General features: G+C 69.0%; 4 protein-coding genes, 1 tRNA gene and 1 rRNA gene. 5 read left to right on the top strand and 1 reads right to left on the bottom strand.

What is annotated here, in order from left to right; all coding sequences use genetic code 11:
• Both rrf and ACFYV1_RS32965 read left to right on the top strand, forming a co-directional pair.
• Nucleotides 1-83 (top strand): 5S ribosomal RNA (gene rrf / locus ACFYV1_RS32970); the annotation flags it as partial.
• Between the two features lie 201 nt (nucleotides 84-284).
• Nucleotides 285-357: transfer RNA gene (locus tag ACFYV1_RS32965), tRNA-Thr, on the top strand.
• Between the two features lie 74 nt (nucleotides 358-431).
• Here ACFYV1_RS32965 and ACFYV1_RS32960 read toward each other — a convergent pair.
• Entirely contained in the window at nucleotides 432-3,086 is a 2,655-nt protein-coding gene (locus ACFYV1_RS32960) for a SpoIIE family protein phosphatase (RefSeq protein ID WP_389399328.1), read from the bottom strand.
• Nucleotides 3,087-3,353: 267 nt separating this feature from the next.
• Between ACFYV1_RS32960 and ACFYV1_RS32955 the strand changes: the two genes are divergently transcribed.
• The 3 genes from ACFYV1_RS32955 to ACFYV1_RS32945 all read left to right on the top strand — a co-directional run bounded on the left by ACFYV1_RS32955 (nucleotide 3,354) and on the right by ACFYV1_RS32945 (nucleotide 12,901).
• Nucleotides 3,354-8,813, top strand: a complete 5,460-nt coding sequence (locus ACFYV1_RS32955) for a HAMP domain-containing protein (protein WP_389399327.1) — start codon at nucleotides 3,354-3,356, stop codon at nucleotides 8,811-8,813.
• A gap of 274 nt (nucleotides 8,814-9,087) precedes the next feature.
• Nucleotides 9,088-9,771 carry a two-component system response regulator gene (locus tag ACFYV1_RS32950; RefSeq protein ID WP_389399326.1) on the top strand — a complete coding sequence of 228 codons (684 nt, stop codon included), beginning with the start codon at nucleotides 9,088-9,090 and terminating at the stop codon, nucleotides 9,769-9,771.
• Between the two features lie 355 nt (nucleotides 9,772-10,126).
• Nucleotides 10,127-12,901: a DNA translocase FtsK gene (locus ACFYV1_RS32945; protein ID WP_389399325.1), complete on the top strand. Its 2,775-nt coding sequence runs from the start codon at nucleotides 10,127-10,129 to the stop codon at nucleotides 12,899-12,901.
• Nucleotides 12,902-12,996 lie beyond the last annotated feature (95 nt).

The raw sequence follows: 12,996 nt of genomic DNA, 5'->3' as shown, positions 1-12,996 counted from the left end.
ACATTCCGAACCCGGAAGCTAAGCCTTTCAGCGCCGATGGTACTGCAGGGGGGACCCTGTGGGAGAGTAGGACGCCGCCGAACAATCATTGTGGGGAAGCCCCGCACCTCTGGTGCGGGGCTTTCCTGCGTTCAGGAGTAATCCTTCCTCTCGGCCGGCGGTCTTCGCGCAGAAGGTGACAGAAGCGGGCAGGAGTTGGCAGGAGTTGGCAGGAGAAGGCGGAAGATGGTTCGCAGCACCCCCTGATCCGGGGTATGCTTTATCCCGTTGCCGCAGCGCAACAGGCCCCTATAGCTCAGTCGGTAGAGCGTCTCCATGGTAAGGAGAAGGTCAACGGTTCGATTCCGTTTGGGGGCTCGTACAGAAAGAAGAAGGCCCCCGCCATGAGGCGGGGGCCTTCTTCGTGTGTCCGGTCGGCTCGTGCGTGCCGTTCAGCTGTTGTGCGGCTCCGGGACCCGCATGGCGAGAATGGCCATGTCGTCGGAGGCCGGCTCGGCAGCGAAGCGCTCCACGGCCCTGAGTACCCGTGCGGCGACCGCGCCCGCCGTCAGGCCGGTGCAGGTCGTCAGCACGTCGCTGAGGCCGTCGTCGCCCAACATGCGGGTGCCCTCCCGGCGTTCGGTGACCCCGTCGGTGACACACAGCAGGACATCGCCCGGGTCGAGGGTCACCGTCTGCTCGTACAGCTCCAGATCGTCCATGACGCCGAGGAGCGGCTGCGGCTCGGCCGCGGGCTCCACCGTGCCGTCCTGTCGCAGGCGCAGCGGCAGCGGATGGCCGGCGCAGACGACCTTGAGTACCGCACTGCCGTCCTCCTGAGGCCACAGCTCTCCGTAGAGGAGCGTGAGAAAGCGGCTGCGGGCGCCCTCGTCGAGGATCGCCGCGTTCAGGCGCTCCAGGACCGCGGGGCCACCGAAGCCCTCCCGGGCGAGCAGGCGCAGCGCGTGCCGGGCGAGGCCGGTGACGGCCGCGGCCTCCGGACCTGTGCCGCAGACGTCGCCGATGGCGAAGCCGTACGCGCCGTCGCGGATGGGGAAGAGGTCGTAGAAGTCGCCGCCGACCTCGTTGCCCTCGCCGGCCGCCCGGTAGATGACCTCGACCTCGACGCCCTGGATCTGCGGCAGTTCCGGCGGCAGCAGGCTGCGCTGCAGGGACTGGCTGATCGCCACGCGCTCCGAGTAGAGGCGGGAGTTGTCCAGGGCGAGAGCGGCACGTCGTGAAAGGTCCTCGGCCAGCTCCAGGATCTCCTGGCGGAAGTGGTCGTCGGTCGGCTTGCCGAGCGTCAGCATCCCGATGACGCGGTTGCGGGCGACGAGGGGCAGGACGACCGTCTCCCCGCCGACGGCTGCGGCCGTGGCGAGAGTCGTCCCGATCCCGGAGGAGACGGGCGGAACGGAGCCGAGCCCCAGCTCCCGCTTGGAAGCGAGCAGCGCGGCCCGCTGGGCGGCCTCACCGGGTGCGTTCCACACCCGGGCTCCGGGCGCCGGTACCGGGTCGGGCGGATCGATCTTCGACAGGAGGGCCTTGAGGCCGTCGATGCGTTCCTCGTCCTCGTGCAGCACATAGCTGAGGTACGGCTCGGACGACTGGTCGGCGATCGTGTAGACCGCGCACCAGGTGGCGAGCGTGGGAACCGTCATCTGTGCCATCAGGGCGAGCGTCTGGTCCCGGTCCAGGGTGCCGGCCAGCAGGTCGGAGGCCTCGACGAGGAAGGAGAGGGACCCGCGGCGCAGCCGTTCCAGTTCGCCGAGTCGAGCGGACTCGACGGCCAGGGCGATCCGGTCCGCGGCGAACTGCAGGCGCAGGGCCTCCTCGTTGGAGTAGCGGCCGGCGGATTCGGCGGCCACACCGAGCGAGCCGGTGAGCCGCCCCTCGACCTTCAGCGGCACGGTGACGACCGAGCGCATGCCGGTCGAGTTGAGCAGCGGGACGGCCCCGGAGACGGCGGTGAGGTCCTCGTGGACCGCGGGCATCCGGGCGGAGCCGTACCGTCCCGAGCCGGCTTCGACCGGGACGCGTGCGAAGCGCTGACGGGCCGAGGGAAGGCCGGTCGTGGCGCGTACCTCGAGCTCCGTCTCGTCGTCGGTGGCCAGCAGCAGGAACGCGGCGTCGCCGTCGAGCATGTCCCTGGCCCGTTCGACGGTGCGCTGCAGCAGGCCGTCGAGGTCGTCGGGGGCGGGGGAGCCGATGAAGACCTCGAACGGGTCCGTGGCGCGGTGTTCCGAGCCGCTGTCGGTGACGGGCGCGCGATGAGGGGTCTGCAGCACGGCGCGCTCGTCGTCGCGGACCAGCAGGCACACGGTGGACGGCTCGCCCTTCGTGTCGCGTACCCGTAGGTGGGAGGCGTAGACCGGGATCACACGGCCGTCGTGGCCGCGGATTCCGTAGCTGCCCTCCCATCGGGAGAGCTGGAAGGCCTCCGCGATGCCGGTGCCGATGCCGGGCGTGTGCGGCCAGGCGGCGAAGTCGGTGAGCGGTTTGCCGATGACCTGGTCCGCCGCGTACCCGAAGAGGTGCTGGGCGTCCTCGTTCCACACCGAGATCGTGCCCGTGCGGTCGATCTGTGTGACCGCCACTCGCACGCGCTCCTCGGCGACCGGCAGCAGGGCGGTGGGCAGTACCGGGCCTGCGGACCGGGTTCCCACCGGCCTTTGCGGCAGGTCGAGTTGGAACCACACGGTCTTGTGCGTCGGTGTGTACTCCACGCCCCATCGGGAAGCGAGTGCCGCACACAGGAGGAGCCCGCGCCCGTTCTCGCTGTCGAGGTTCGCCATCGCCCGGCCCGCACCCTGTATCGGGACCTCGCGCTCCGGGTAGCGGTCGGCGACCTCGACGCGGACGCCGTCCTCCGAGCGCAGGCACAGGACGTCGGCGGAGGTCCCGGCGTGGACGATGGCGTTCGTGACGAGCTCGCTCGTGAGCACCACCGCGTCGTCCACCACGTCGGAGTGTCCCCACCCCTGGAGGGTGTCGCGGACGAAGGCACGGGCGGTCGCGACGGACCGTCCGACGGGGTCGAAGCTGGCGGCCGCCCGCGCGGTGATCACAGAACTCCTCGTACGCGTCTCGACGCCCGGCTCTGCCATGATCGGCCTGCCCCTCCCGGTGCCCGGTGGTAGTCGTGCACCACACCGCCCCCGCCGGGCGGACCGGGGCGGTTGGACAGCCGGATGCCAGGTTACTTACCTTCGCTGTCCGAGCGGATGCCGGTTGCCGCTGTTTCCGCCCTCTGAGGGTGGGGACGCTATGCGAAGCTGCCGAACTGTTATCGCCTGGTTCCGGCATGGTGAAACACTGGGCAGGCTTCCTGAGACGGCCCAGGCAGTACGGTCAACCCCTGCGGGAGGGACACGGTGGAGTCTGGCGTGGCGGCGCGGGCTAAGGATACGCGCGCGAAAGGCGGACGGTCCCGGAGCAATGGGACAACCGAAGTCGACACAGCGGCCCTGAACAGGCTGCTGTCGGCGCTGGTGACGATGCGCGACGGGAATTTCCGGCGCCGTCTGACAGTGTCCGGCGACGGAGTGATGGCCGAGATCGCGGCTGTCTTCAACGAGGTCGCAGACCGCAATCTCCATCTCACGGGTGAGATCGCGAGAGTCCGCAGGATGGTCGGCCGTGAGGGAAAACTCACGGAGCGGCTGGAAACAGGAGCCTGCGAGGGCTCCTGGGCGGCGGCCGTCGACGCCGCGAACGAACTGGTGGACGACCTGGCGCGGCCCGTCTCCGAGGTCGGCCGGGTACTGTCCGCGGTCGCGGAGGGTGATCTCGAGCAGCGCATGGAGTTGCGCTCGCACGCCATGGACGGTCAGGACGGCGCCGCGGTCCGCCCGCTGCGCGGCGAGTTCCTGAAGGTCGCGCGTACGGTCAACAACCTGGTCGACCAGCTGTCCGCGTTCACCGACGAGGTGACACGCGTCGCGCTGGAGGTGGGCACGGAGGGAAAGCTCGGCGGTCAGGCCCAGGTCCGGGGCATGTCGGGTTCCTGGAAGGACCTCACCGACTCCGTCAACACGATGGCGTACCGGCTGACGGCGCAGGTGCGGGACATCGCCCTCGTCACCACGGCCGTCGCGAAGGGCGATCTGTCACGCAAGGTCACCGTTCATGTGGCCGGCGAGATGCTCCAGCTGAAGAACACCGTCAACACGATGGTGGACCAGCTGTCGTCGTTCTCCTCCGAGGTGACCCGTGTGGCGCGGGAGGTGGGAACCGAGGGTGAGCTGGGCGGTCAGGCGACCGTTCCCGGTGTGGCCGGCGTGTGGAAGGACCTCACCGATTCGGTGAACACGATGGCCGGCAACCTGACGTCGCAGGTGCGCGGTATCGCGGAGGTGACGACGGCGGTCGCCAACGGTGACCTGTCGCAGAAGGTCACGGTCAGCGCTCGCGGCGAAGTGGCGCAGCTCGCCGAGACGATCAACCAGATGACCGAGACGCTGCGGACGTTCGCCGACGAGGTCACGCGTGTGGCCAGCGAGGTCGGTGCGGAGGGTCTGCTCGGCGGTCAGGCACAGGTGCCGGGTGCGGCGGGGACGTGGAAGGACCTCACCGATTCGGTGAACACGGTCTTCCGGAACCTGACCACCCAGGTGCGTGACATCGCGCAGGTGACGACGGCGGTGGCGAACGGTGACCTGTCGCAGAAGGTCACGGTCGATGTCGCGGGCGAGATGCTGGAGCTGAAGAACACCGTCAACACGATGGTGGACCAGCTGCAGTCCTTCGGTTCCGAGGTGACCCGCGTCGCGCGCGAGGTCGGCGTCGAGGGCCGGCTCGGGGGTCAGGCCGAGGTGCCGGGTGCGGCGGGGACGTGGAAGGACCTGACCGACTCCGTGAACACGGCGTTCCGCAACCTCACCGGTCAGGTGCGTGACATCGCGCAGGTGACGACGGCGGTGGCGAACGGTGACCTGTCGCAGAAGGTCACGGTCGATGTCGCGGGCGAGATGCTGGAGCTGAAGAACACCGTCAACACGATGGTGGCGCAGCTGTCCTCGTTCGCCGACCAGGTGACGCGCATGGCGCGGGACGTGGGCACCGAGGGCCGCCTCGGCGGCCAGGCGCGGGTCGACGGCGTCAGCGGTACGTGGAAGGAACTGACCGACTCCGTCAACTTCATGGCCGGCAATCTGACCTCCCAGGTGCGTCAGATCGCGCAGGTGACGACGGCGGTGGCGCGGGGTGACCTGTCGCAGAAGATCGACGTGGACGCCCGTGGCGAGATCCTCGAGCTGAAGAACACCATCAACACCATGGTCGACCAGCTGTCCGCCTTCGCCGAGCAGGTCACCAGGGTGGCCCGCGAGGTGGGTACGGACGGTCGCCTCGGCGGGCAGGCGCAGGTGCCCGGGGTGGCGGGTGTGTGGCGGGATCTGACGGACTCGGTGAACGGCATGGCCGGGAACCTCACGGCGCAGGTCCGCAACATCGCTCAGGTCGCCACCGCGGTGGCGCGGGGTGACCTGTCGCAGAAGATCGACGTGGACGCCCGTGGCGAGATCCTCGAGCTGAAGAACACGCTCAACACCATGGTCGACCAGCTCTCGAACTTCGCGGAGCAGGTCACCAGGGTGGCGCGCGAGGTGGGCACCGAGGGCATCCTCGGAGGCCAGGCGGAGGTGCAGGGTGTCTCCGGCACCTGGAAGGACCTGACCCAGTCCGTCAACTTCATGGCCAACAACCTCACCAGCCAGGTCCGGAACATCGCGGAGGTGACGACGGCGGTCGCCAAGGGCGACCTGTCGAAGAAGATCACCGTCGATGCGAAGGGCGAGATCCTCGAGCTGGTGACGACCGTCAACACGATGGTCGACCAGCTGTCGGACTTCGCGGACGAGGTGACCAGGGTCGCCCGTGAGGTGGGCACGGAGGGTGTGCTGGGCGGGCAGGCGCGGGTGCGCGGTGTCACCGGAATCTGGAAGGACCTCAGCGACAACGTCAACCTGATGGCGAACAACCTCACCAGTCAGGTGCGCAACATCTCCCGGGTCTCGGCGGCGGTCGCCAACGGCGACCTGACGAAGAAGGTGACGGTGGAGGCGCGAGGCGAGGTCGCCGAACTCGCCGACACCGTCAACACGATGGTGCGGACGCTGTCGTCGTTCGCCGACGAGGTGACCCGGGTGGCCCGCGAGGTGGGCACGGACGGTCGCCTCGGCGGTCAGGCGCGGGTGCCGGGTGTCTCCGGTACGTGGAAGGACCTGACCGAGTCGGTGAACTCGATGGCGTCCAACCTGACCGGGCAGGTACGGCAGATCGCCACCGTCACCACCGCGATCGCCAAGGGCGATCTCACCAGGAAGATCGACATCGACGCGCGGGGCGAGATCCTCGAGCTCAAGACCACCATCAACACCATGGTCGACCAGCTCTCCTCGTTTGCGGAGGAGGTCACCCGGGTCGCCCGTGAGGTGGGCACCGACGGGCAGTTGGGCGGTCAGGCCCGGGTGCGTGACGTCGACGGGACCTGGCGCGACCTGACCGAGTCGGTGAACGAGATGGCCGGGAACCTGACCCGGCAGGTGCGCGCCATCGCGGCCGTCGCGACGGCGGTGACGCGCGGCGATCTGAACCTGAAGATCGATGTGGACGCCGCCGGTGAGATCCAGGTGCTCCAGGACAACATCAACACGATGATCGCGAACCTTCGCGACACCACCCTCGCCAACGAGGAACAGGACTGGCTGAAGGGCAACCTGGCCCGTATCTCCGGTCTGATGCAGGGCCGTCGTGATCTCGAGGACGTCGCGTCGCTCATCATGAGCGAACTCACGCCGGTCGTCTCCGCTCAGCACGGCGCCTTCTTCCTCGCGATGCCGACGAGCAGCGGCTCGGACTCCGGCGGGGAGTCGTACGAGCTGGTCATGCGCGGCAGTTACGGCTATTCGGCCGGGCTGATGCCGACGTCGTTCCGGCCGGGGGAGACCCTGATCGGGACGGCGGCGGAGGAGAAGCGGACCATCCAGGTCAATGTGCCGCCGGGCTATCTGCGGATCTCATCCGGGCTGGGTGAGGCGTCGCCTGCGTATGTGATCGTGCTGCCGGTGCTCTTCGAGGGGAAGGTCCTCGGGGTGATCGAGCTGGCGTCGTTCCAGCCGTTCACGCAGATCCAGCGGGACTTCCTGAACCAGATCGCCGAGATGATCGCGACGAGCGTCAACACGATCAGCGTCAACACGAAGACCGAGGTGCTGCTCAAGCAGTCGCAGGAGCTGACCGAGCAGCTGCGTGAGCGTTCCGCGGAGCTGGAGAACCGGCAGAAGGCGTTGCAGGAGTCGAATGCCGAGCTGGAGGACAAGGCCGAGCTGCTGGCGCAGCAGAACCGCGACATCGAGGTGAAGAACACCGAGATCGAGGAGGCCCGGCAGGTGCTGGAGGAGCGTGCGGAACAGCTCGCGGTCTCCATGCGCTACAAGTCGGAGTTCCTGGCGAACATGTCGCACGAGCTGCGCACGCCGCTCAACTCGCTGCTCATCCTGGCGAAGTTGCTGGCGGACAACGCCGACGCCAATCTGTCGCCCAAGCAGGTGGAGTTCGCGGAGACGATCCACGGCGCGGGTTCGGATCTGCTGCAGCTGATCAACGACATCCTCGACCTGTCCAAGGTCGAGGCGGGCAAGATGGACGTGAGCCCCACCCGTATCGCGCTGGTGCAGCTGGTGGACTACGTCGAGGCGACGTTCCGGCCGCTGACGGCGGAGAAGGGGCTCGACTTCTCGGTCCGGGTCTCGCCGGAGCTGCCCGCGACGCTGCACACCGACGAGCAGCGCCTGCTGCAGGTGCTGCGCAACCTCCTGTCGAACGCGGTGAAGTTCACGGACAGCGGCGCGGTCGAGCTGGTGATCAGGCCGGCGGGGGCCGATGTGCCGCAGTCGATCCGCGAGCAGTTGCTGGAGGCCGGCTCGCTCAGGGACGCGGACGCGGACCTGATCGCGTTCTCGGTGACGGACACGGGCATCGGGATCGCGGCCGGCAAGATGCGGGTGATCTTCGAGGCGTTCAAGCAGGCCGACGGGACGACCAGCCGCAAGTACGGCGGTACGGGCCTCGGGCTGTCCATCAGCCGGGAGATCGCCAGGTTGCTGGGCGGTGAGGTCCACGCGGCGAGTGAGCCGGGGCGTGGTTCGACGTTCACGCTGTACCTGCCGCTCCAGCCGAGCGAGCTGCCGCCGCAGGGCTATCCGCAGCTCGGACCGGGCGTCCCGAGCAGTCAGCGGGAGGAGCCCGCGGCGGAGGAGGGTGCCGGTGCGGAGGCGCGGGCCCAGTCCGTGCCGACGGGTCCCGCCGCTCTGCTGCGGCGGCGCCGGAAGGCGCAGGCGGCGCTGGAGGCCCAGCGGACCGCCGGACTGTCCGGTCCGGTGCCGGGCCAGGAGCCGTGGGCGATCGGTGCCACGGGCGAGCAGGAGGGTTCGGAGCAGCGGCGGGTGTTCGCCTTCGACGGCGAGAAGGTGCTGATCGTCGACGACGACATCCGTAATGTCTTCGCGCTCACCAGTGTGCTGGAGCAGCACGGGCTGTCGGTGCTGTACGCGGAGAACGGCCGGGAAGGCATCGAAGTCCTGGAGCAGCACGATGATGTGACCGTCGTACTGATGGACATCATGATGCCCGAGATGGACGGGTACGCGACGACCACGGCAATCCGGAGGATGCCCCAGTTCGCCGGTCTGCCGATCATCGCGCTCACGGCGAAGGCCATGAAGGGCGACCGGGAGAAGGCCATCGAGTCGGGTGCTTCCGATTATGTGACCAAGCCCGTCGATCCCGACCATCTCTTGTCAGTGATGGAGCAGTGGATGCGGGAGGGATAGCTGCCGGACGTGCGATCGTGCGCGAGTCGCTGATCGAGTTTGGCCGAAGGCGTGTGGGGGCGGAGGATCCGGGGAACTATCCGATCTCCCCCCACGTTTGCGGTACGTGCACAGTGACATCATGGTGACAGGGTGTGGCGACGGGCGGGGTGCGGCTACCATGACCGGCACAAGGACGGGCGGCGCAAAGGAGTCGTCCCCTGGGGCGGCGCCTGGTGCGTCCCCCGGCTCTTCGAGCTGGGGAGACCCCATTCCGGGGCGAGGAGGACGGGGCATGGTGCAGAAGGCCAAGATCCTCCTGGTCGATGACAGGCCGGAGAATCTGCTTGCGCTGGAGGCCATCCTCTCCGCGCTCGATCAGACGCTGGTGCGGGCATCGTCAGGGGAGGAAGCGCTCAAGGCGCTGCTGACGGATGACTTCGCGGTCATTCTGCTGGACGTCCAGATGCCCGGTATGGACGGCTTCGAGACCGCCGCGCACATCAAGCGGCGTGAGCGGACCCGGGACATCCCGATCATCTTCCTCACGGCGATCAACCACGGACCCCACCACACCTTCCGGGGTTACGCCGCCGGTGCGGTGGACTACATCTCCAAGCCGTTCGACCCGTGGGTGCTGCGCGCCAAGGTCTCGGTGTTCGTCGAGCTGTACATGAAGAACTGCCAACTGCGCGAGCAGGCCGCACTGCTGCGGCTGCAGCTCGAAGGCGGCACGCAGCCGGAGGCGGGCGCCGGGCGGGAACCCGCGGGTCTCCTCGCCGAGCTGTCCGCACGCCTGGCCGCGGTCGAGGAGCAGGCGGAGGCACTCTCCAAGCAGCTCGACGACGATTCGGCGGACGCGGCCGCGGTGGCCACCGCGGCCCACCTCGAGCGCAAACTCACCGGTCTCCGCAGGGCTCTTGACGCGCTGGAGCCCGGCACCGGCGGCGGTCCGTCGAGGCTTCCCTCGCAGAACTAGTGCGCCTCCCGGCAGGGTCTGCCCTGTCGCACCGCCCAGCACGCCCTCCCTCGCGGGAGGCACCCGCTCGTTGCGTCGGCCGGAAGCCCGGGTGGCTCCGCTGCGAGGACTTCCGGCCGCCTTGCGATCTCCCCCTGGAGGCACTTCGGGTACGGGTGGTGCCCCAGCGCCGGACGATGCTCCTGCACGGGCGAACATTGCCGGTCACGGCACCGGGCCCAGTCCGCCACGTACCCGCCGGGTGGCGACGGGCCCTTGAGGGTGCGTCAGCTTTCCGCCCCAGCAGCCACGACACGAACGGGTGAAGCAGTGGGCACACGTGTCCCCCGCCGTCGACACCGGTAACCTCACCACCATGGCCTCACGTACGTCCGGCAAGGGTTCCCAGGGCACGGCGGGCACCGCGAAGCCGCGGGCCGGCCGTACGACCGGCGCTGCGAAGAAGACGGCGCCCGCGAAGAAGCCCGCTGCCAAGAAGAGCGTGCCCGCGAAAAAGGCACCCGCGAAGAAGGCGGCGGCCAGGAAGGCGGCCGCACCCAAGCCCGCACCGTCCCCCACAGGAGGCGTGTACCGCCTGGCGCGGGCCGTCTGGCTGGGCCTCGCCCACGCCGTCGGGGCGATGTTCCGCGGCATAGGGCGTGGCGCCAAGGGGCTGGACCCCGCGCACCGCAAGGACGGCCTGGCGCTGCTGCTGCTCGGTCTGGCGCTGATCGTCGCGGCCGGCACCTGGTCGAACCTGCGCGGCCCGGTCGGCGACCTCGTCGAGATGCTGATCACCGGCGCCTTCGGCCGGCTCGATCTCCTCGCGCCGATACTGCTGGGCGCGGTCGCCGTGCGGCTCATCCTCTATCCCGAGCGGCCGGAGGCCAACGGCCGCATCGTCATCGGTCTTTCCGCCCTCGTCCTCGGTGTGCTCGGCCAGGTCCACATGGCCTGCGGATCACCCGGCCGGGGCGAGGGCACCGAAGCGATCCAGGACGCCGGCGGTCTGATCGGCTGGGCGGTGTCCAAGCCGCTTGTCTTCGCCATGGGCGAGGTGCTGGCGGTGCCGCTGCTGGTGCTGCTCACCGTCTTCGGTCTCCTCGTCGTCACCGCGACGCCCGTCAACGCCATCCCGCAGCGCCTGCGGCTCCTCGCTTCCAAACTCGGCATCCTCGAGCCGCTGCCCGGCCCCGAGGCCGGTGAGGAGTCCGACGACGAGCGGTACGACGAGCAGTGGCGCGAGGCGCTGCCCGCCCGCTCCCGGCGTACGGCAGGACGTGCCGGGGCCATGGCCGACACCGACCCGGAGGCCGCGGAGGAGGAGGCGCTCTCTAGGCGCCGCCGGCCGCGCAGGCCCTCGGCCCAGCCGGCCCTCGGCCGGGAGATGGACGCGGTGGACGTGGCGGCCGCCGCGGCGGCCGCCCTCGACGGAGCCGTACTGAACGGCATGCCGCCCTCGCCGCTCGTCGCCGATCTCACCCGTGACGTCTCACGGGACGTCACCGCCGAGCGGCAGCGCGCCGCCTCGCCCGTGCCGACCGCGCGGGAACCCGAGGCAGGGGGCCGTGAGGCGGACGTCCCGGCCAAGGCTGTTGTGCCCGACCTGACGAAACCGGCCCGCGAGGAGTCCCACCCGCTGCCGCCGAGGGCGGAGCAGCTCCAGCTGTCCGGCGACATCACCTACTCGCTGCCTTCGCTCGATCTGCTCGAGCGCGGCGGCCCCGGCAAGACCCGCAGCGCCGCCAACGACGCGGTCGTCGCCTCCCTGACCAACGTGTTCACCGAGTTCAAGGTCGACGCGGCCGTCACCGGCTTCACCCGTGGCCCGACGGTCACCCGGTACGAGGTGGAGCTCGGCCCCGCGGTGAAGGTCGAGCGCATCACGGCCCTCACCAAGAACATCGCCTACGCGGTCGCCAGCCCGGACGTACGGATCATCTCGCCGATCCCCGGCAAGTCCGCCGTCGGCATCGAGATCCCGAACACCGACCGCGAGATGGTCAACCTCGGAGACGTCCTGCGCCTCGCGGACGCCGCGGAGGACGACCACCCGATGCTCGTCGCGCTCGGCAAGGACGTCGAGGGCGGCTATGTGATGGCCAACCTGGCGAAGATGCCGCACGTGCTCGTGGCGGGCGCCACCGGTTCCGGCAAGTCGTCCTGCATCAACTGCCTGATCACCTCCGTGATGATAAGAGCGACCCCGGAGGACGTACGGATGGTGCTGGTCGACCCCAAGCGGGTCGAGCTCACCGCCTACGAGGGCATCCCGCACCTGATCACCCCGATCATCACCAATCCCAAGCGGGCCGCCGAGGCGCTGCAGTGGGTCGTGCGCGAGATGGACCTGCGCTACGACGACCTCGCCGCCTACGGCTACCGGCACATCGACGACTTCAACCAGGCCGTGCGCCAGGGCAAGGTCAAGCCGCCCGAGGGCAGCGAACGCGACCTCCAGCCGTATCCGTACCTGCTGGTCATCGTGGACGAGCTGGCGGACCTGATGATGGTCGCCCCTCGGGACGTCGAGGACGCGATCGTCCGCATCACGCAGCTGGCGCGCGCGGCCGGCATCCATCTGGTACTGGCGACCCAGCGGCCCTCGGTCGACGTCGTCACCGGTCTGATCAAGGCGAACGTCCCCTCGCGGCTCGCCTTCGCCACCTCCTCCCTGGCCGACAGCCGGGTCATCCTCGACCAGCCGGGTGCGGAGAAGCTGATCGGCAAGGGCGACGGGCTCTTCCTGCCCATGGGTGCCAACAAGCCCACCCGAATGCAGGGCGCCTTCGTGACCGAGGACGAGGTGGCAGCCGTCGTCCGGCACTGCAAGGATCAGATGGCTCCCGTCTTCCGTGAGGACGTGGTGGTCGGCACGAAGCAGAAGAAGGAGATCGACGAGGACATCGGCGACGATCTCGATCTGCTCTGTCAGGCCGCTGAGCTGGTCGTTTCCACGCAGTTCGGCTCGACGTCGATGCTGCAGCGCAAGCTGCGCGTCGGTTTCGCGAAGGCCGGCCGGCTCATGGACCTCATGGAGTCGCGCAACATCGTCGGACCCAGCGAGGGGTCCAAGGCCCGTGACGTCCTCGTGAAACCCGACGAACTGGATGGAGTGCTCGCCGTGATCCGGGGAGAGACTCACTCGTAAGGGTTCGGAGAGCAACCGTTTCCCTTGGTCGTACGTCAAGTTGGAGGGAGGGATGTACAGATGTCCCGACCCCGGGATCGCCCGTCCATTCCGAT

The sequence above is a fragment of the Streptomyces sp. NPDC003023 genome (assembly GCF_042888225.1).
In the GTDB taxonomy this organism is placed as follows: domain Bacteria; phylum Actinomycetota; class Actinomycetes; order Streptomycetales; family Streptomycetaceae; genus Streptomyces.
Note: the sequence above shows the minus strand (reverse complement) of the source record. Positions and strands in the feature narration are given on the sequence as shown.

Bases quoted from the DNA above. Each gene is read 5' to 3' on its own strand.
- ACFYV1_RS32960 (WP_389399328.1), bottom strand. From the start codon at position 3,086: ATGGCAGAGCCGGGCGTCGAGACGCGTACGAGGAGTTCTGTGATCACC.
- ACFYV1_RS32950 (WP_389399326.1), top strand. From the start codon at position 9,088: ATGGTGCAGAAGGCCAAGATCCTCCTGGTCGATGACAGGCCGGAGAAT.
- ACFYV1_RS32945 (WP_389399325.1), top strand. From the start codon at position 10,127: ATGGCCTCACGTACGTCCGGCAAGGGTTCCCAGGGCACGGCGGGCACC.